The sequence below is a fragment of the Methanoculleus sp. genome, from assembly GCF_035363275.1.
GTDB lineage: Archaea > Halobacteriota > Methanomicrobia > Methanomicrobiales > Methanoculleaceae > Methanoculleus.
Map to the genome: position 1 here is coordinate 35,947 of NZ_DAOSET010000006.1, position 20,242 is coordinate 56,188.

The 20,242-nt window shown below is 62.7% G+C and carries 18 protein-coding genes; 12 read left to right on the plus strand and 6 right to left on the minus strand.

The genetic code is table 11. The features are described from left to right. Nucleotides 1-111 precede the first annotated feature (111 nt). Entirely contained in the window at nt 112-678 is a 567-nt protein-coding gene (locus PLN84_RS02095; RefSeq protein ID WP_292386268.1) for a phosphatidate cytidylyltransferase, read from the plus strand. 236 nt (nt 679-914) lie between these two features. On the opposite strand, the gene PLN84_RS02100 is transcribed toward PLN84_RS02095, so the two are convergent. The 5 genes from PLN84_RS02100 to PLN84_RS02120 all read right to left on the minus strand — a co-directional run bounded on the left by PLN84_RS02100 (nt 915) and on the right by PLN84_RS02120 (nt 6,281). Then, the gene (locus tag PLN84_RS02100; protein ID WP_292386267.1) at nt 915-1,283 is read right to left on the minus strand and encodes a hypothetical protein; all 369 of its coding nucleotides are present in this window, start codon (nt 1,281-1,283) and stop codon (nt 915-917) included. Nucleotides 1,284-1,391: 108 nt separating this feature from the next. Then, nucleotides 1,392-2,345 (minus strand): methyltransferase domain-containing protein, encoded by a 954-nt coding sequence (locus tag PLN84_RS02105; protein WP_292558725.1) that lies wholly within the window; start codon nt 2,343-2,345, stop codon nt 1,392-1,394. A gap of 453 nt (nt 2,346-2,798) precedes the next feature. After that, nucleotides 2,799-3,947, minus strand: a complete 1,149-nt coding sequence (gene dnaJ / locus PLN84_RS02110) for a molecular chaperone DnaJ (RefSeq protein WP_292558724.1) — start codon at nt 3,945-3,947, stop codon at nt 2,799-2,801. 5 nt (nt 3,948-3,952) lie between these two features. After that, nucleotides 3,953-5,767 carry a molecular chaperone DnaK gene (gene dnaK, locus PLN84_RS02115; RefSeq protein ID WP_292386252.1) on the minus strand — a complete coding sequence of 605 codons (1,815 nt, stop codon included), beginning with the start codon at nt 5,765-5,767 and terminating at the stop codon, nt 3,953-3,955. A 4-nt stretch (nt 5,768-5,771) separates the two neighbouring features. Further along, entirely contained in the window at nt 5,772-6,281 is a 510-nt protein-coding gene (locus tag PLN84_RS02120) for a nucleotide exchange factor GrpE (protein WP_292386251.1), read from the minus strand. Between the two features lie 278 nt (nt 6,282-6,559). On the opposite strand from PLN84_RS02120, the gene purH reads away from it, so the two are divergent. The 3 genes from purH (at nt 6,560) to PLN84_RS02135 (ending at nt 9,391) form a co-directional block, all read left to right on the plus strand. Next, the gene (gene purH / locus PLN84_RS02125; protein ID WP_292558723.1) at nt 6,560-8,044 is read left to right on the plus strand and encodes a bifunctional phosphoribosylaminoimidazolecarboxamide formyltransferase/IMP cyclohydrolase; all 1,485 of its coding nucleotides are present in this window, start codon (nt 6,560-6,562) and stop codon (nt 8,042-8,044) included. Between the two features lie 73 nt (nt 8,045-8,117). Further along, nucleotides 8,118-8,561: a GNAT family N-acetyltransferase gene (locus PLN84_RS02130; protein WP_292558722.1), complete on the plus strand. Its 444-nt coding sequence runs from the start codon at nt 8,118-8,120 to the stop codon at nt 8,559-8,561. A gap of 137 nt (nt 8,562-8,698) precedes the next feature. After that, the gene (locus tag PLN84_RS02135) at nt 8,699-9,391 is read left to right on the plus strand and encodes a DUF4013 domain-containing protein (protein ID WP_292558721.1); all 693 of its coding nucleotides are present in this window, start codon (nt 8,699-8,701) and stop codon (nt 9,389-9,391) included. Between the two features lie 94 nt (nt 9,392-9,485). Here the strand turns inward: PLN84_RS02135 and PLN84_RS02140 are convergent, their stop codons facing one another. After that, nucleotides 9,486-9,830 (minus strand): zinc ribbon domain-containing protein, encoded by a 345-nt coding sequence (locus PLN84_RS02140; protein WP_292558720.1) that lies wholly within the window; start codon nt 9,828-9,830, stop codon nt 9,486-9,488. Nucleotides 9,831-10,264: 434 nt separating this feature from the next. On the opposite strand from PLN84_RS02140, the gene PLN84_RS02145 reads away from it, so the two are divergent. The 8 genes from PLN84_RS02145 to PLN84_RS02180 all read left to right on the plus strand — a co-directional run bounded on the left by PLN84_RS02145 (nt 10,265) and on the right by PLN84_RS02180 (nt 20,135). Next, nucleotides 10,265-10,912, plus strand: a complete 648-nt coding sequence (locus PLN84_RS02145; protein WP_292558719.1) for a DUF4013 domain-containing protein — start codon at nt 10,265-10,267, stop codon at nt 10,910-10,912. A gap of 264 nt (nt 10,913-11,176) precedes the next feature. After that, the gene (locus PLN84_RS02150; protein WP_300195535.1) at nt 11,177-11,872 is read left to right on the plus strand and encodes a DUF4013 domain-containing protein; all 696 of its coding nucleotides are present in this window, start codon (nt 11,177-11,179) and stop codon (nt 11,870-11,872) included. A gap of 128 nt (nt 11,873-12,000) precedes the next feature. Next, complete coding sequence (locus tag PLN84_RS02155; protein ID WP_292558718.1) at nt 12,001-12,675, plus strand: DUF4013 domain-containing protein; 675 nt, start codon at nt 12,001-12,003, stop codon at nt 12,673-12,675. Nucleotides 12,676-12,770: 95 nt separating this feature from the next. Next, a complete protein-coding gene (locus PLN84_RS02160) occupies nt 12,771-14,282 on the plus strand; it encodes a 2-isopropylmalate synthase (RefSeq protein WP_292386241.1) in 1,512 nt (503 codons plus the stop codon). Then, nucleotides 14,254-15,924, plus strand: coding sequence for a biosynthetic-type acetolactate synthase large subunit (ilvB, locus tag PLN84_RS02165; RefSeq protein ID WP_348531880.1), 1,671 nt, complete (start codon nt 14,254-14,256; stop codon nt 15,922-15,924). Before PLN84_RS02160 ends, ilvB begins: the two co-directional genes overlap by 29 nt. Beyond that, nucleotides 15,921-16,424 carry an acetolactate synthase small subunit gene (ilvN, locus tag PLN84_RS02170; RefSeq protein WP_292386239.1) on the plus strand — a complete coding sequence of 168 codons (504 nt, stop codon included), beginning with the start codon at nt 15,921-15,923 and terminating at the stop codon, nt 16,422-16,424. Before ilvB ends, ilvN begins: the two co-directional genes overlap by 4 nt. 206 nt (nt 16,425-16,630) lie before the next feature. After that, on the plus strand, nt 16,631-18,217 hold the full coding sequence (locus PLN84_RS02175; protein WP_348531881.1) for a sodium:solute symporter family protein: 1,587 nt from the start codon (nt 16,631-16,633) through the stop codon (nt 18,215-18,217). Between the two features lie 331 nt (nt 18,218-18,548). After that, nucleotides 18,549-20,135 (plus strand): sodium:solute symporter family protein, encoded by a 1,587-nt coding sequence (locus tag PLN84_RS02180; protein WP_348531882.1) that lies wholly within the window; start codon nt 18,549-18,551, stop codon nt 20,133-20,135. The last annotated feature ends 107 nt before the right edge of the window (nt 20,136-20,242 follow it).

A 20,242-nucleotide genomic window follows, 5' to 3' on the forward strand; every position in this document is an offset into this window, starting at 1 on the left:
CTTTAAAGTGACTGCTTCCCCCGGACGAAAGGCCCGATACCTGCCGGCATACACTGCTGGAGAAGAGCACTCACGCGATGCTTTATCTAGCAACGCTGCTATCTGGGTGCGATGAGCGAGACGTTTCGCCAGATAGTCCACCTTCTCATGGGGGTCATCGGCGCCGCGGTAATTCTCAGCCTGGACGACCGGGGAGCATTCATCTTCGTGAGCGCCGCCCTCGTCGCCCAGTTCCTCGTCTGCGACGCCATCACCCGCGGTTACGACATCCCGGTCCTCTCCCGGGTGATGGACGAATCGGAGCGGAACGAGAAGGTGCCGCTCAAGGGGGGCATTGCCTACGCCGCCGGCGCGCTCTTCTGCCTTGCGGTCTTTTCGCGGGAGTACACGGCGGTCGGCCTCGTCACGGTCGGGGTGCTCGATAGCGTCTCAACCCTCGTCGGGCTGCGGTTCGGGCGGCACGTCGTCCGGGGAAAAAAGTCGCTTGAGGGGACGGTTGCCGGAATTATCGCGGCCGCGCTCGCCCTCTCTCTCCTGATCCCCTGGTGGGCGGCGGCGGTCGTCGCGGCGGTCGGCGGGATCATCGAGGCATACTTCCCGCTCGACGACAACGTGGCGGTCCAGGTTGGGGCGTGCGTGACGCTCGCGGCGGTGGGGGTCGGGGTGGGGTTTGTTTGAGGCCGTCCCAGAATGCCTCTGCCGGGAGGGGGGACACCCCCTCCCGATCCCTCCCCCGGATGGCGATATTCAGTGGGAAGCCGTTTCACCCTTCTTGCCATAGATGTGGCTCAGATGATAGAATCCTCGGAGGAACGTGTTCTGATAAGGGGGCACTGAAGGTTCATACAGGTTTCTGGGACGACCTCTCTCTCATAGGAAAGGACCGGCAGGAAGGGGGAAGCGCCCCGCCCCCTTCAGCACTCGACGCCCCGCTTCTTGAGCTCCTCGGACTTCCGCTTCGAGCACGCCTCGCACCGGAACTCGGGGGCCGGGTCGTCGGACCGGTCATAGTTCTTCGCCCTGACCAGGCGATAGCCCCGGGCGACCGTGCCGCAGTCCACGCACCGGACCTCCTCTTTGACCTCCCACTGGGCGGCGAGCGTCTCGGAGGTGAAGATGAACCGGTCGACCCAGAAGAAGATGAGGCCGCCGATGAAGTTCGCGACGATGGTGGCGGCGAGCGCTCCGAGGCCCGCGAGCCAGTAGAGCACGACTGCGAGGATCGGTGTCGAGAGCTGCCACCGGATGAGGTAAAGGCCGTATCGTTTAAAATTTACTTCCACCTATAAAATTCGCCCGGCCCCCTCATAAAACCGGGGCCGGCACCCGGCAGGAAGTCACGCCGGGCTGTGCGAAAAAGGACATCATCAGCCCCCGTATCCCCGGAACCGTCAGGAGAGAACCAGGATCCGGCGCGTCAGGCTCTTATGCACCCGCTGCTCGTGCTCCTGCAGGATGGTGAAATGCCGGGCGGCGATCGGCGTGATGTCGCGGTGCGTGACGACGACCGCGCGCCTTCCGGGCTTGAGGATCCGCCGGATCTCGGCGAGCGATCCGTCGTAGAGCCGGTCCATGCTCTCCGCACGAATACGGACCGACTGGCCGTAGGGAAGGTCCGTCACGACCGCGTCGAACGCCCCGTCGCAGATCGGGACCGCCGTGGCGTCTGCGATCATCACGTCCGAGCCCGGGAGGTTCTGCCGGTAGCCGGCGACCATCGCGGGGTCGAAGTCGCTGCCGAGGACCCGGACGCCGATCTCGCGGGCCTCAAGGAGGATGCCGCCGGTGCCGCAGAAGGGGTCGAAGATCAGTTCCCCCGGTGAGACCAGGGAGATGTTGACGAGCGCGCGGCCCATCCGGGGCATCATCACGCCGGGGTGGAAGAACGGCCGGCACATGGGGTTCCTGGCGTCGAACCCGCCCCGGTCGATCCTTGAACAGACCCGGCCGAAGTAGCAGCGGTCCTCCGAGACGACGGCGCGGTACTCTTCGATTGGATCACGGAGCGAGACCGGGCCGGCGACGAGACCACCGATCAGCCGCTCGGCCTCAAGGCGGGCCGTGTCCATCCGGGCACCCTGGATCGTCTTCACCCTGCCCGCAAACGGCTTATCGGTCCGGATGGCGAGGTCGCGGAGGAGGGTTGCGAACGCCTCGCGGGTGGCCTCGCACTCCCCGAGGTACTCCATCACCACGTGCGTCAGGGCAAGCCGCCCGACGGCCTCCGGGTCCGGGCACTCGGCAACGGCGACCTGGGCCCGCCTATCGAGGACACGGCCCACGCACTCCAGTTCTGAGACCGGGAGGTCGGGGTGCTCGCCGGAGAGTTCGAAGAGCAGTTTCATCCCGAGAATATTGGGCCGGGAGGGCGATAAAGCGGGGGGATGAGGAGCTGATTGGTGATGAGGTCTGTATATCCGGTCGGTTGGACTCGAAGCCAGGTGACCGCTCAGGCTCCCCGAAACTGTAGAAGCGAGGAGAAAGCCCTGTACTGTGGACCGTGGGGATATCGTCACGCACTGCCCCCGCCCCAAGGGGCGGGGGAGGAGGCCGGAGGCCGGGTGGGGTGGGGGTCACAACTATCCTTTTATGGGGTAGAGACAGGGGAGGGGGGGCCGCCCCCCTCCCCGTCAGCCTCTCCCCCAGGGGCGATATCCCCACGGTCCAGTGTATCGGGATGCTTTCCCGTCCCTACCGTTCTGGCAGCAGCAATCCGGTGGTTCTCCTCAACGGAAAGCAGCACCAAAGAAAAAAGCACGCGAAAAACCGAGCCGCCGAAGCGAGAGGGGAACCCCCGCTCACTTCACCGTCTCTTTCACTTTGTCGACGACGTCCTGAAAGAAGCCCTTGCTGCCCTTCTTCGCGGAGGGTTTCTTCCCCTCCATCTCGAGCAGGCGCGTATAGAGTTCGCGCTCCTCGTCCGTCAGCCGGTCGGGCACGACAATCCGCACCCGCACCAGCATATCGCCGGGCTTCGTCTGCCACCGCACGCCCTCGCCCGCGATCTTCAGCCCGGTGTTGTGCTGCACCCCGGCCGGGATGTCCAGGACGACTGTCCGCCCGTCGATCGTCTTCACCTCGACCTCGGACCCCAGCACCGCCTGGGCGGGGGTGATATCGATCGCCGTCTCGAGATCGTCGCCCCGCCGGGTGAACGACCGGTGCTGGGCGACGCTGATCTCGATGTAGAGGTCGCCCGCCGGCGCACCGTAATCCCCGGCGTCGCCGTAGCCCTCCATCCGGAGGCGCATGCCCGTGTCCACGCCCGGCGGAACCCGGACCTTCACCGTCTGCCGGGCACGCCGGTGCCCGCTCCCGCCGCAGGTCTTGCACCGGGACTCGGGGATCTTCCCCCTCCCGCCGCAGGCGGTACAGGGGGTCATCCGGACGAAACTCCCGAAGATCGACTGGCTCATCTGCCGCATCTGGCCGCTGCCGCCGCAGGTCGGGCAGGTGGTGAACTTCTTCGTCTCGCTCCCCGACCCGTCGCACGCGGGGCAGGGCTCGACATGGTCGAGGCCGACCTCCTTCTCGGTCCCGAACGCCGCCTCCTCGAGCGTTATCCGCATCTTCATCAGGAGGTCGGCGCCGGGGCGCGGGCCGGCACGCTGCCTGGCCCCACCGCCGCCGAAGAACGTGTCGAAGATATCCCCGAACCCGGAGAAGTCCGCGTTGAACCCGCCGGAGAACCCGCCCCCGCCGGAGTACGACCCCCGGGACGCGTTACTGTAGGCATCGTGTCCCATCTGGTCGTACTGGGCGCGTTTCTGGGGATCGGAGAGGACGCTGTAGGCCTCGTTGATCCCCTTGAACCGCTCCTCGGCCCCGTCCTCCTTGCAGACGTCGGGGTGATATTTTCGTGCCAGGTCCCGGTAGGCTTTCCTGATCTCCGCGTCATTGGCGTCCCGCGAGACGCCGAGGATATCATAGTAGCTGTCCGGACCCATTGACCTCACTCTTTGACTTCGTAATCGGCATCGACGACGGTATCATCCTTCTTTGTGGCCCCCTCCGCCTTCTGCTGCTGTGCCTGCTGGTACATCTTCGTCGTGACCGCATATACCGCTTCGGTCAGGGTGTCCATCTTCTGCTTGATGGCTTCGAGATCGTCGCCTTCGAGCGCCTTCTTGAGGTCGGCGATCGCACTCTCGATCTTCTCCTTCTCCGCGGCCTCGACCGAGTCGCCCGCGTCTTTGAGGGCCCGCTCGGCGGTGAAGACCGCGGTGTCGGCGGTGTTCCGCAGGTCGATCTCCTCGCGCTTCTTCTGGTCTTCCGCCTCGAACTTCTTCGCGTCGTTCATCATCCGCTTGATATCGGCCTCGGACGGCCGGGAGTCCTGCGGTTTGATGGTGATCGACTGCTCGTTGCCCGTACCCAGGTCCTTTGCCGAGACGTGGACGATGCCGTTTGCGTCGATATCGAACGTGACCTCGATCTGCGGGATCCCCCGGGGTGCTGCCGGGATACCGGTGAGCTGGAACCGGCCCAGGGTGAAGTTGTCCTTTGCAAGCGCCCGCTCCCCCTGCATCACGTGGATCTCGACCGATGTCTGGCCATCGGCCGCGGTCGAGAAGATCTGGCTCTTCCGCGTCGGGATGGTGGTGTTGCGCTCGATCAGCTTCGTCGCGATGCCCCCGAGCGTCTCGATGCCGAGCGAGAGCGGGGTCACGTCGAGGAGCAGGACGTCTTTGGTCTCGCCCGTGAGCACGCCGGCCTGGATGGCGGCGCCGAGGGCGACGCACTCGTCGGGGTTGATGCCCTTGTCGGGCTCCTTCTTGAGGACCTTCTTCACGGTCTCCTGCACGAGCGGGACCCGGGTCGACCCGCCGACGAGGAGGACGTGGCTGATATCGTCGGCGCTCAGTTTTGCGTCGGAAAGCGCCTGTTTCACCGGCCCGAGGGTCGAGTCGACGAGGTCGGCGATCAGGCTCTCGAACTTCGCCCGGGTGAGGTCGAAGTCAAGGAACTTGGGGCCGCTCTCCGTTGTGGTGATGTAGGGGAGGTTGATGTTGGTCTTCTGGACGGTGGAGAGCTCGATCTTCGCGTTCTCGGCCGCGTCGCGCAGCCGCTGCATGGCGACCGGGTCCTTCCTGAGGTCGGCGCCCTCCTTCTTCCGGAACTCATCGACCAGGTAGTCGACGACCAGTTTGTCGAAGTCGTCGCCACCGAGACGGTTGTTGCCGGCGGTCGACTTGACCTCGAAGACACCGTCGCCGAGCTGGAGGATCGAGACATCGAACGTGCCGCCGCCGAGGTCGTAGACGAGCACCGTGGACTCGCCTTCCTTATCGATGCCGTAGGCCAGCGCGCTCGCGGTCGGTTCGTTGATGATCCGGAGGACCTCGAGGCCGGCGATCGTCCCGGCGTCCTTCGTTGCCTGCCGTTGAGCGTCGTTGAAGTAGGCGGGCACCGTGATGACGGCCTTCGCGATCTTCTCACCCAGGTACTCTTCTGCGTCCAGTTTCATCTTCTGGAGGATCATTGCAGAGATCTCCTGCGGCGTGTAACTCTTCTCCCCGATCTCGACCTTCTCGTTCGTGCCCATCTTCCGCTTGATCGACTGGATGGTGCGGTTCGGGTTCGTGATCGCCTGCCGTTTTGCGACGGTGCCGACCAGCCGCTCACCCTCCCTGGTGAACGCTACGACGGACGGGGTGGTCCTGCCGCCTTCGGCGTTGGCGATGACCGTCGCCCGTCCACCTTCCATGATTGCCATGCACGAGTTGGTTGTTCCAAGATCGATACCCAGAACTTTCTCTGAAACCATTCCGTTATTCCTCCTTTCCTCTAGAAACTACGACTTTTGAGTATCTGATGACTTTATCCTGCATACAGTATCCGCGGATGGCCTCATCGATCACGGTACCCTCCGTTGCCTCCGAAGGCACGCAGGCGATAGCCTCGTGCCGTTCCGGGTCGAAAGGAAGGTTCCGGCATTCGATGGGCGTGATGCCGTGCCGCTCAAGGATGGTCGCAAAAAGTTTCCTGATCTGCTCCATCCCTTCCCGGAGGCCCGCGCCGTCGGTCTTCTCCGCCCGCTCGAAGTTGTCCATGACGTCGAGCAACTCCACCGCAAACTCTTCGATGGCGAAGGTTGTACGGGCGTCGATCTCCCGGGCCATCCTTTTGCGGTAGTTGTCGAAATCCGCTGCAAGACGCAGATGACGGCTGTTTAAGTCATCATATGCCTTTTGCAGCTCTTCAAGCGCCGGAGATGCTGCATCCGCCGATTCAGCGAGACCCTGTTGCTTCTCGTTTGGTTCGGATGTATCCTCCTTCATACGCCTAACCTGTTTCAAAATGATGGATTGTAGTTATTCGATTATTTATTGTAATGTGGTTCTATATATATTTAACGTATGCGGCAGGCATCCGGCTCGCCTGGCAGGCCAAATTGCCGATCGGAAACTCTGGTGCCGGTATTCTCCCATCGATGTGCGGGAAAGGGGCTGCCTTCCGCTCCGGCCGTGCCCGCGATCTCCAGAACCCCGGGCGCCGTGGAGCCCGGTTTCGCGGGCGGCGCCAAATATATATCTCTCTATCCCGCTCACGTGTACCCATGAAGTGGGCACTGCTGTCTGTCTGGGACAAGACAGGCATCGTCGATCTTGCCAGGGTGCTCGTTGAGCACGACTACAGCATCTTAAGTTCCGGCGGCACCGGGGCCGCACTCGCACAGGCGGGCGTCCCGTACACCGATGTCTCTACCTACACCGGCTCTCCTGAGATGATGCACGGGCGGGTAAAGACCCTTCACCCGAAGATCCACGGGGGCATCCTGGGCCGCCGGGGGATCGACGACGCCGTGATGCAGGAGCACGGCATCGAGCCTATCGACCTCGTGGTGGTGAACCTCTACCCCTTCGAGGCGATGCGGGACACGGGGCTCTCCCTTGAGGAGATGATCGAGTACATCGATATCGGCGGCCCGGCGATGGTGCGGGCGGCGGCGAAGAACCATAAGTACGTCGCGGTCGTGGTGGAGAGTGCCGATTACAGCACGGCGGCGGATGCCGTCCGGCGGGGCGGGTTTACGGCCGAAGAGCGCCTGCCCCTTGCGGCAAAGGCCTTCGCCCGGACGGCGGCCTACGACGGCGCGATCACGAACTACCTGACCGGTATCGACCGGCCGTTCCCCGACGTCCTCACCCTCCAGTTCAGGAACGGCCGGGAGCTCCGCTACGGCGAGAACCCACACCAGGCAGCCGCCGTTTACGGTGATGCCGGCATTGCCGGGGAACAGCCGATCCAGGGCAAACAGATGTCCTACAACAACTACCTCGACGTCCACGCCGCGGTCGGCCTGCTCCGGGAGTTCGACGAGTGCGCTGTGGTCATCGTCAAGCACAACAACCCCTGCGGCGTGGCAACGGGGGAGAGCCTCCTTCCGACCTACATCGCCGCCCGTGAGGTCGACCCGGTCTCGGCCTACGGCTCGATCGTCGCGATGAACCGCGAGGTGGGGGAGGACGTCGCCCGGGAACTGACGGGGACGTTCGTCGAGGTCGTTGTCGCCCCGTCCTACACGCCGGAGGCGCTCGAGATCATGAAGGTGAAGGAGAATATGCGGGTGCTCCGGCTGCCTTCCCCGGCGGTGCAGGACGAGGTCCGGAGTATCGACGGCGGCGTCCTGGTCCAGCGGACGGGACCCTGCCGCGAGGACTGGCAGGTCGTGAGCGAGCGGGAGCCCACTGCCCATGAGATGAAAGCGATGGAGCTTGCCATGAAGGTCTGCAAACACACGAAGAGCAACGCCATCATCTTCGCAAACGAGACAGCGGTCCTCGGGATCGGGGCCGGGCAGATGAACCGGGTCGAGTCCGCGGAGATCGCGGTCCGGAAGGCCCGGAGCCCCCTCGCCGGCTCGGTGGTCGCCTCGGATGCCTTCCTCCCCTTCCCCGACACGATGGAGGTCGCGGCGGCGGCGGGCGCGACGGCCCTCGTCCAGCCGGGCGGCTCCATCCGCGATGCGGAGGTCATCGACGCGGCAAACCGGCTCAACATCGCGATGGTCTTTTCCGGTGTGCGGCACTTCCGGCACTGAGACCTGCCGGAGACCTCTCCTATTTTTTATGCCGGAAGCTCCGTTCGAATCGAGCACACCTGCCGGGATTGCCATGAAGGTTGAAGAAGTCCGGGAGAACAAGGAGCAGTTCCTTGACCTGCTACTGATCGGGGACGAGCAGGAGTCCATGATCGATCGCTACCTGGACCGCGGGGATCTGTTTGCCCTCTACGACAGCGACTTGAAGAGTGTCTGCGTGGTGACAGACGAAGGCGACGGCATCTACGAACTGAAGAACATCGCCACGTACGAAGCGTGCCGGGGGCAGGGCTACGGCAGGCGGCTCGTGGAATATATCCTTGAATACTACAGGGGCAGGTGCCGCGTCATGACCGTCGGCACGGGAGACTGTCCCCGGATCCTCCGGTTCTACGAGCGTTGTGGGTTTGTCGTATCCCATCGCGTTAAAAACTTCTTTGTCGACCATTACGACCACCCGATCTTCGACGGCGGCGAACAACTCGTCGATATGATCTACCTCCAGAAGGAACTCTGACGGTTCGAGAGACCGGCGGAGTTCAGGTGCCGTAGATACGTAGCGCAGTACCGGGGGGCACAAACCTTCACTACTCCGGTTCGTGCGAACAGTTATATACGCCACCTTCCCCTCCACGGCCGAAGGTGATATCTGTTATGGACTACGGCAATCTCATCTCCGGAGCATTTGGCTACACAAAAGAGGCCCTCTGGGGAAAATGGGGGCGGTGGCTCGTCCTCGTCATCCTCTCGCTCATCCAGGCGTTCACGCTCTTTCTGGTCCCGCTCTGGAGCGGCTACATCGTCCGGGTGCTCGCCGGCGAGCGCCCCGCTCCCGACGTGGAGGGCTGGGGCAGGCTCTTTCTCGACGGGTGGAAGTTGAACATCATCACCCTGATCTACCTGATTCCGGTGATCCTGGTCCTGGCTGTCTTCGGGGGGATTGCGGCCATCTCCGCCATAGCGGCAAGGGGGCTGGACAACCCCGATGTATGGGCGTCGGCCGTCGCCGCTGCCGCCACCGGGGTCGTGATCGCGGCCGTCGTCTGGGTCATCATATCGATCATATCCATGTTTGCGATCGTGCGGTTCGCTCACACGGGGAGTTTCCTCCAGGTGTTCAGTTTCGGGGCGATTTTTCGGCACATCGGGCGGATCGGGTGGGGGTCCTGGATCGTCGCGGTCATCATCCTCGCCCTCATCGGCCTCGCGTATGCGGTCGTGACCGGGCTCATCACCACAATACCCGTCGTCGGTTGGATCGTCAACCTCTTCCTCGGGGTGGTATATGGGATCTTTCACGCCCGCTACCTTGCCGCTGCCTACGAGAGCGTCCCGGCGCCGGGGTAAGGTATCACACCTTTTTTTTGATGCGGTCACCAGTTTGTTTGCCTCGTGGAGATGTCCTCTTCGGCAGGAGGGCTACGCCGTTTGATGAAAAAAGTTAGAGGTTAATGAATCTGGATGCATCCTCACCGGCGTTAATCCTTTTGGCAGAGGTGTACGCATCGACGATCCCGATAAGCCACCAGATTGGAGCCAGTAGAATGCCGATTACTATCAATATAGACGCTGCACAGAGTATGCCGATGACAAAGTATGCAATGCCTTTGCCAAACTGCCCATTGTATATCTGGCCCAATCCCCAGATGAAGAGGGACAATATTGCAGCAATGACCGGGCTCCTCCGGTTAATCACTACCTCTTTAAGCCTAACACCACAGTTCGGACAAATCTCGGCGTTTGGGCTGATCAGCTCTTTCCCGCATTCGGAACAGTAATTTGCCATAACGTTCCTCCCTGAGGTCAGGGTTTAACGTATGCCTATTTAAACGATCTCCTTTTGGTCCTTTATCATACATCTATTTTCGAACAATCAAGCGGTTATAGGCCCTGCTCCAGGGCAAACATGCCAGGAACTACGTTTTTGTAGTGCAGGCGCCTGGACTATGCGCCCCTTCGCTCCCGGTGCTGCCCGCCCTCGGCCGGGTCGTCAGGATCTCCCCCCGGGCGGCTTGCAGCATCTTTTGCGCCCTTTTGCCGTCCGGTCTCGGGTTTTCCCCGCGGCCGCGCCCCGGTTCTCCTGGAATTCTTCTGCACCCGGATTGTCCGATTCAAGTCGAAAACATCGCTCGATTTCTCCAAAAGAGGGATTTAAAGGAAGGAATCATGGCAACACTTTTATACCATCCTATCTTAAGGTAAATCATAGGGGTTGTACCTATGGACTTTGGAAACATGCTGGGCGATTCGTTCAGCTATGCAAAAGACGCTGTCTGGGGCAAGTGGGGCCGGTGGATCCTGCTCGTCATCAGCACGATCATATTCCCGCTCATCATGGGATATATGGTCCGCATCTATAGCGGTGTAAAGCCGGCTCCCGAGGCGGAGAACTGGGTGGGAATGTTCATTGACGGCCTGAAGCTCTGGATTATCGGGCTCATCTACGCCATTCCGGTCTTCATCATCATGACCATCTTCATCATACCGGCGGCCATGGTTGCCGACGGGGATCCCATGCTCGCTATCGGGTCAATCGGCATCGGGCTCATCGTCACGCTCATCGTCGCGATCATCATCTCGCTCATCGCGGCGATCGGTATGATCCGGTTCGCCCAGAAAGACAGTATGGGCCAGGCGTTCGCTTTCGGTGCCATTCTCGAGCACATCGGGAAGATCGGTTGGGGTAGTTACATCATCGCCCTCATCGTCCTCTGGATTGTCGGGATTGTCTTTGGTTTCATCGTTGGGATACTGGTTGTAATCCCGGTCCTCGGCTGGCTGATCACGCTCTTCCTCTACCCCGTCTGGATCATCTTCACGGCGCGGTACATGACGCTGATCTACGAGAGCGCTCCGGCGCCGGCCTGAAGATCACTTTTCACCTTTTTCGATCGGGATCGCCGCCGGGGAGGCTCCGGATACCCGGGCACGGCATAGGTTGTCGTCGCTGCCGGGTTCCCGGCCTTATATACACCGCTGCGCTCCTGTTCCCGGGAAAGCGCTCTGTGTCAAGGTTGCCCGGTTTATACGAAAAGAATCGGCTCGTTTCAGGATAAACGTGATGTATTCGCCCGAATTTTACCAATAGTATTATATGCCGGTTTCTCGCATCTACTCGTAGGTGATACACCTATGGACTATGGTACTGTAATCTCCAGGGCATTTGAGTATACCAAAGATGCTCTGGTAGGAAAGTGGATGCAATGGGTCATCCTGGCCGTCCTGTCGCTCGTGCAGGGGCTCACGCTCTCGCTGATCCCGCTCCTCAACGGGTATGCCGTGCGTATCCTCTCAGGAAAGACGCCGGCCCCCGAGATCGACGACTGGGTCAAACTCTTTGTCGATGGATGGAAGATGAACATCATCTCGCTGGTCTACATGCTCCCGGCGATCCTGGTCTTCCTGGTCTTCGGCGGGCTCGGCGCAATCGGGATGCTCGCGAGCGAAGCAGCCGGCGGCGACCCGGCGGCGGTGGGCGCTGCGGCGCTGAGCCTCATCGGGGGCTTCCTGCTTGCAGGGATCGTCGCGATCGTCGTAGGGTTCATCGCCCTGTTTGCCATACTGCGCTTTGCGCACACCGACAGCCTCGGTGAGGCGTTCAACTTCAGCGCGATCTTTGGCCACATCGGCAAACTCGGGTGGGGAACCTGGATCATCGCGGTTATCGTCCTCATCATCATCGCGGCGGTCTACGGCTTCGTAATCGGCCTTCTCGGCGCGATACCGTTCCTCGGCTTCATCATCATCCTCTTCCTCAACGCGGCGTTCGTCATCTTCTACGCCCGCTACTTCGCCCAGGTCTACGAGGAAGCGCCCGCTCCCGCGTAATACCGGAATAACCCCCCACTTTTTAAGTCTTTTCCTGCGACATTCCGTCGCCGGGATGCCTCGAAAGCAGATCAGCGCATTTATCTCCCAAAACACACGATTTCTTCTCGTAACACGCGGTGATATCCATGGATTATATCCGATACCTCAACGAGTCCTTCGACTACACAAAAGAGGCCCTCTGGGGCAGGTGGGTCCGCTGGCTTCTCCTGCTCATCGCCTCGATCCTCTTCCCGTTCATCTACGGCTACAGCCTGCGGGTCATGAGCGGCGCAAAGCCCGCCCCCGAACCCCAGGGCTGGATCGGGCTCTTTATCGACGGCATCAAACTGATCATCGTATCGCTCGTCTACACGATCCCGGTCTTCCTCCTCGCGGCCGTCTCCTTCCTCGCGTACCTCGTCCCGGTCTCGTCGACGACGACCCCGGGAACGGGCCCTGCGCCGGGTCTCGGCCCCGAGTTCGGCATCGTCGTAGTCCTCGCCATCCTCGTTCTCTTCGTCGTCGCCATCATCGTCTGCAGCATCCTCGCGACCTTCGGGTCCGTCCGGCTTGCCCGGACGGGGAGGCTAGGCGAGGCCTTCAGGTTCGGCACTCTCTTCGCCCACATCGGCAGGGTCGGATGGCTGAACGTCTTCATCGCCTTTCTCGTGCTGATCGTCGTGATCACGGTCGTGGAACTCATCCTCATGCTCATCCCGATCATCGGCCCGATCGCCCTCTTCCTCCTCTCGCCGGCGTTCGTCATCTTCGCCTCCCGCTACATCGCCCTCGTCTACGAGAGCGCCCCGGCGCCGGCGTAAATCCCCCCTCTTTTTTTATCCTGCACCAGAATCCCCGAATGCCCAACATTTAAGTAGCGCCGCCGCCAATTCTCTGACGGTGAATTGCACTATGTGTGATTGTTTTATTCGGTGAACCGATTCGCTTTTTTGACACCACGTTACGGGACGGCGAACAGACACCGGGTGTCTGCCTGACGCCGGCCGAGAAACTTGAGATTGCAACGCATCTTTCCGACCTCGGGGTCCACGTCATCGAAGCCGGGTCCGCGGCCGCTTCCGTAGGAGAGCGCGAGTCCATCCGCATCATCGCCGACGCCGGGCTTGCCGCCGAGTGCTGCACCTACGTCCGGGCTCTTCCCGGGGACATCGACCTTGCCGCCGACGCCGGCGCCGACTCCGTCCACCTCGTCGTCCCGGTGAGCGACCTCCACATCAGCACGAAGCTTCGAAAGACCCGCGAGCAGGTCTCTCAGATGGCCTGGAGCGCCGTCGAGTACGCGAAGGAGTGTGGCCTCATCGTCGAACTCTCAGGAGAAGATGCGTCCCGCGCCGACCAGGCGTTCCTCGCGGAGGTCTTCCGGGAAGGGGTGGAGCGGGGAGCCGACCGGCTCTGTTTCTGCGACACCGTCGGGCTCCTCACGCCCGAGCGGGCGGCCGCGATCATACCGCCGCTCCTCGTTGCCCCGCTCTCGATCCACTGCCACGACGACCTGGGGTTCGCGCTCGCAAACACCGTCGCCGCCCTCCGTGCCGGGGCCTCCTCTGCCCACGTCACGGTCAACGGCCTCGGCGAGCGGGCGGGGAACACCGGGCTAGAGGAACTCGTGATGGCGCTCGAGGTCCTCTATGGGGTTAAAACCGGGATCCGGACCGAGGAACTCTACCCCCTCTCGACCCACGTCGCCCGGCTGACCGGGGTGCCGCTTGCGACCAACAAGCCGATCGTCGGCGAGATGGCCTTCACCCACGAAAGCGGCATCCACGCCCACGGGGTGATGCGAGATGCGAGCACCTACGAACCGCTCCAGCCGGAACGGGTGGGACGGAAGCGCCGGATCGTCCTCGGCAAACACTCCGGGTCGACGGCGGTCGAGGCCGCCCTCCACGACATGGGGTATGCCCCCGATGCGGCGCAACTCGCCGAGATCGTCGCCCGGATCAAGCAGGTGGGGGACACCGGGATGCGGATAACCGACGCCGATATCATGGCGATCGCCGATACCGTGATGGCAATCGAGTTCACGCCCTGCCTCGAACTCCGCCAGTTCACCATCGTCTCGGGGAGCAACGCGATGCCGACCGCCTCGGTGACGATGCTTGTCAACGGCGACGAGATCACCGGTGCCGCAGTCGGGACCGGGCCGGTGGACGCGGCGATCCGCGCGCTCCAGAGATCGGTCGCGGACGTCGGGAGCGTACGACTCGATGAATACAGCGTCGATGCGATAACCGGCGGCACCGACGCCGTCGTTGACGTATCGGTGAAACTCAGCAAGGACGGAAAGACCGTGACATCGCGAGGGGCGAGGACCGACATCATCATGGCCAGCGTCGAAGCAGTTATCGTCGGGATGAACAGACTACTCAGGGAAGAGCATGAAGACCGGAGCCAGGACTCTGATTGAAGCGCTGCAGCGTGAAGGGGTAGATACCATATTCGGCTACCCCGGCGGCGTGGTGTTGCCGATCTACGATGAACTCTACGATTCGTCGGTTCGGCATATACTGGTAAGGCATGAGCAGGCAGCGGCGCACGCGGCCGACGGCTACGCGCGCGCGAGCGGCCGCGTAGGGGTATGCCTTGCCACCTCCGGCCCCGGTGCGTGCAACCTGGTCACGGGGATCGCGACGGCCTACATGGACTCCATCCCCATCGTGGCGCTCACCGGCCAGGTACCGACCGCCCTCCTCGGGAACGACGCCTTCCAGGAGTCGGACATCACCGGGATCACGATGCCGGTGACGAAGCACAACTACCTGGTCAAAGACGTCGCCGATCTCGACCGCGTCGTCCAGGAGGCGTTCTACGTCGCCCGGACCGGCCGGCCCGGTCCGGTGCTGGTCGACCTCCCCAAAGACGTCACCACGAGCGTGGCGAAGAGTAACCCCGTCCCGGAGGCGGTCTCCCTCCGGGGCTACCAGCCCACCTACCAGGGGCACGTCCGCCAGATCGATAAGGCGCTCGATCTGATCACCGGGGCAGAGCGGCCGCTCATCTACGCCGGCGGCGGGGTGGTCCTCTCGGGGGCCTCGGCAGAACTCCTGGAGTTTGCAGAGACCGCCGCCGTCCCGGTGACGACGACCCTGATGGGGCTTGGCGCCGTCCCGGGCGATCACCCGCTGAACCTCGGCATGCTCGGGATGCACGGCACCCAGTCCGCGAACTACGCGGTGACGGAATGCGACCTCCTGCTTGCCATTGGCGCCCGGTTCGATGACCGGGTGACGGGGAAGATCGAGACCTTCGCGCCGAACGCCACGGTCATCCACATTGACATCGACCCGGCGGAGATCGGGAAGAACAAGAAAGTCGACGTCCCGATCGTCGGCGACGTGAAGGCGGTGCTCCAGGCCCTCCTCAGGCGGATGCAGAAGCGCGGCGACACGGCGAACTGGGTCTCCCGGATCAATGCCTGGAAGGCGCAGTACCCGCTCCGGTTCCGCGACGACGACCACCTCCGCCCGCAGTATGTCATCCGCGAGCTCTCCGACGTCTTGAAGGGAGAGGGGATCATCACGAGCGAGGTCGGCCAGAACCAGATGTGGACCGCGCTCTATTACCGTTTCACAAAACCCCGGACCTGGATCACCTCCGGCGGCCTCGGCACGATGGGCTACGGGTTCCCGGCGGCCATCGGCGCCCACTACGCCTGCCCGGACGTCCCGGTCGTCGACGTCGCCGGCGACGGGAGTTTCCAGATGAACATCCAGGAGCTCGGAACGGTGGCGCACTACCGGATCCCCGTCAAGGTCATGATCCTGAACAACATGTACCTCGGCATGGTCCGCCAGTGGCAGGAACTCTTCTACGACCGCCGCTACTCCTACACGGAGCTCCCGCCGGTGGACTTCGTGAAGATCGCGAACGCCTACGGGGTCGACGGGATCCGGGTCGACGCGAAGGACGGTGTCAGGGAGGCGATCGAGACCGCTCTTGCGACCGACGGGCCGTTCGTCCTCGACTTCCGGGTCGAGCGGGAAGAGAACGTCTTCCCGATGGTCCCGGCGGGGGCCGCGATCAACGAGATGATCGGGGTGAGGCAATGAAGCCGCATACGTTGAGCGTCCTCGTGGAGAACCGGGCCGGCGTCTTGAGCCGGGTCGCCGGCATGTTCTCGCGGCGGGGGTTCAACATCGAGAGCCTCGCCGTCGGGACCTGCGAGGAGCCGAACATGAGCCGGATCACGATCGTCGTGAACGGCGACGACGGCGTCGTCGAGCAGGTGATGAAGCAGACCAACAAGCTCATCGACGTCATCAAGGTCTCGGACCTGACGGAGCGGGAGAGCGTGGAGCGCGAGCTCGCCCTCATCAAGGTGGCCGCCGAACCGGGCACCTCCCGCGCCGAGGTCCTGCAGATCGCGGATATCTTCCGTGCTCAGGTCGTGGACGTCGGTGCAAAGACCCTGGTGCTCCAGGTCACCGGGGACACGTCAAAGATCGACGCGATGGAGAAACTCCTGCGCCAGTACGGCATCAAGGAGTTCGTCCGCACGGGAAAGATTGCCCTCCTCCGGGGGGCAAAGACCGTGAAGAGTTCCAAATAACTTTCTTTCGGGTGCGATGCGCCCGTCCTGCCACCGGGCGAGATCTCTGTCTCCCCGGCGATCCCGTTATCACAGAACGTGCCAAATATTGATACAGCATGTTCTTCGGATTACCTTTCCATACAGGACTCATCTTGGGCGGTGCGGCTCTCGTCGTCATCGTATTGCTTGCCCTCTGGGGGCTCCATTTCAGGGAGGCCGCTTGAATGGCGGACCTGGCGACGCTCGCCGTGATCGTTCTCTACTTTGTCGTGCTCATCGGCATCGGGAGCTGGGCCTCAAAGAAGATCAAGAACACCGAGGACTATATCGTCGCCGGGAGGTCGCTCGGGTTCTGGGTCTTTACGATCCTGATCGTCTGCTCCATCTGTAGCGGCATGAGCCTCCTCGGCGTCAGCGGCTTCGGATACACCTCAGGCTGGCCGGGTATCTGGGAGCAGATCTTCGTGCCGCTCGCAGCCTCGTTCTGTATCATCTTCTTTGGGGTGAAACTCCACACCCTCGGCAGGGAGCGGGGCTACATGACCATCCAGGACTACCTCGCGGACCGGTTCGAGAGCCCGCGGGAGGTCCGGGCGCTCGCCGCGGTCTCAGGCATCGTCGTCTCGCTGATCTACCTCGTCGGGCAGTATGCCGCGATCAGCATCGTCCTCGTCTGGCTCTTTGCTATCCCCCACTGGCAGGCGCTCCTCATCTCCGGGGTCATCATCACCGCCTACACGGTCGTCGGGGGACTCTACGCCGTATCCTGGACGGGCCTCTTCCAGGGCGGCATCCTGATCTTCGGCGTCCTCCTGATGGCCCCGTCGGTCATCGCCAGCGCCGGCGGCCTGGCCCACATCAATACCGTGCTTGCCGGGATCGACCCGAACTTCGTCGAACCCTGGTTCCCGAGCCCGGCCTACGCACCCTACGCCTACACGACACCGGAGTTCCTCGTCTCGTTCGGGATCCTCCTGATAGTCGGCCTCGCCTGCGCACCGCATGTCGTCAGCAACGTCCTGGCGGTGAAGGAGGCCCGTTACTTCAAGTGGGCGCCGCTCGTCGCGTTCCTGATCTACGCGGTCGTGATGTTTCTCGTGAAGTTCACCGGGTTTGCCGTGCGGTCGCTCGTCGAGGAGGGGACGCTTGTCCTTCCCGACGCCGTGAACGCCCAGGACTTCGCCTTCATCGCCGGCGTCGAGCACGCGATGCCGAACGTGGCGCTCTGGGCACTTTTTGCGGTGATCGTCCTTGCGGCGGTGATGTCCACGACCGACCGGCTCATGCTCACCGTCGGCACTTCGTTTGCGTGGGACGTCTACAAGAACATCCTCCGGCCTTCCGCGACCGATAGAGAGGTGCTCCTGGTCTCGAAGGTCACCATCATCCTCGGTGCCGGCGGCACGCTCCTCCTTGCCATCAACCCCCCGGAGATGCTCGCCTGGCTGATCTGGATGGGGATCGGGGTGATGCTCGCGACGTTCGCGGTCCCGCTGCTCGCCGGGCTCTACTGGCGCGGCGCTACGGGCGAGGGAGCGATCGCGAGCATGGTGGTCGGGCTCGTCGCGTCCGCCGCCTTCGGCTACTGGCACCAGTTCGTGGCGCCGCTCCCGATGCACTTCAGCATCTATGCGCTCGTCTGCTCGGTTCTCACCATCATCGTCGTGAGCCTTCTCTCCACCCGGAACTCGGAGACCGCACTCAACAACACCCGGACCGGCTGGTTCATCCAGTCGCCCGGTCAGCCGTCACGAAAGACCAGCCCGGGAGATGCCTGGCGGGTCGACCGGGACTCGCCCCGCCGGCAGTGATGGGGGAGCGCTCCCGGCCTCCGGGCGCCAATCTTTTTTCTTCACGGCCGCGACGGCACCATGGTGCCCGCCCGCACGTGAAATTTCTCTCCTTCGTGGGACAAAGGCCGTGAATACTTCAAAATACCTTTCTCTCGATCTCCTGTGCCGGACCTTTCATCGGGACGGGGAGGCCGTCCCGACCGATCGTGTTATATGCTGGCATGTCACATAGTGACACAGCATGTTCATCGCGCTACCTTTCCATACGGGAGCCATCGTGGGCGGGACTGTCGCTCTGGTCGTCGTGCTGCTCGCCCTCTGGGGACTCCGGTTTAAGGAGGCCGCTTGAATGGCGGACCTCATCACGCTCGCGCTGATCGTTCTCTACTTTGTCGTGCTCATCGGCATCGGGAGCTGGGCCTCAAAGAAGATCAAGAACACCGAGGACTACATCCTCGCCGGGAGATCGCTTGGATTCTGGGTCTTCACGATCCTGATCGTCTGCTCGATCTGCAGCGGGATGACCCTCCTCGGCGTCAGCGGCTTTGGATACACGTCGGGCTGGCCGGGCATCTGGGAGCAGATCTTCGTCCCGCTCGCTGCCTCGTTCTGTATCATCTTCTTCGGGGTGAAGCTGAACGCCATCGGCAAGACGCGGGGTTACCTGACCATCCAGGATTACCTCGCCGAACGGTTCGAGAGCCCGCGGGCGCTCCGGGGTCTTTCGGCCATCGCGGGCATCGTCGTCTCGCTGATCTACCTCGTCGGGCAGTATGCCGCGATCAGCATCGTCCTCGTCTGGCTCTTTAACATCCCGCACTGGCAGGCGCTCCTCATCGCCGGGGTCATCATCACCGCTTACACGGTCGTCGGGGGGCTCTACGCCGTATCCTGGACGACCCTCTTCCAGGGCGGCATCCTGATCCTGGGCGTGCTCCTGATGGCGCCGCCCGTCATCATGAGCGCCGGCGGGCTGGATCACATCAACACGGTGATCGCCGGGATCGACCCGAACTTCGTCGAACCCTGGTTCCCGAGTCCGGCCTACGCCTCCTACGCCTACGCGACGCCGGAGTTCCTCGTCTCGTTCGGGATCCTCCTGATGGTCGGGCTTGCCTGCGCACCGCACGTCATCAACAACGTCCTGGCCGCAAAGGAGGCCCGTTACTTCAAGTGGGCGCCGCTCGTCGCGTTCCTGATCTATGCGGTCGTGATGTTTCTCGTGAAGTTCACCGGGTTTGCCGTGCGGTCGCTCGTCGAGGAGGGGACGCTTGTCCTTCCCGACGCCGTGAACGCCCAGGACTTCGCCTTCATCGCCGGCGTCGAGCACGCGATGCCGAACGTGGCGCTCTGGGCACTTTTTGCGGTGATCGTCCTTGCGGCGGTGATGTCCACGACCGACCGGCTCATGCTCACCGTCGGCACTTCGTTTGCGTGGGACGTCTACAAGAACATCCTCCGGCCTTCCGCGACCGATAGAGAGGTGCTCCTGGTCTCGAAGGTCACCATCATCCTCGGTGCCGGCGGCACGCTCCTCCTTGCCATCAACCCCCCGGAGATGCTCGCCTGGCTGATCTGGATGGGGATCGGGGTGATGCTCGCGACGTTCGCGGTCCCGCTGCTCGCGGGGCTCTACTGGCGGGGCGCCACGGGCGAGGGAGCGATCGCGAGCATGGCGGTCGGGCTCGTCGCCGCCGGCATCTTCGGCTACTACTCCAAGTTCGTGGGCTCGCTTCCGGTGCACTTCAGCCTCTACGCCCTCGTCCTCTCGGCCGTCGCGATGGTCGTCGCGAGCCTCATGACCGCCAAAAACTCCGCGGAGATACTCGACAATACCCGGACCGGCTGGTTCATCCAGTCGCCCGGCCAGCCTTCACGGAAGACCAGCCCGGGAGATGCCTGGCGGGTCGACCAGGACTCCCCTCGTCAGCAGTGATGGAGGAGCGCTCCCCGAATATTTTTTTAGCGTCGCTTCCTCATCGCCTCTCCTGCGCAGCTCCGGATCGTCCGCCCGCAAGGTCTATATCTGTATAAGCATACACT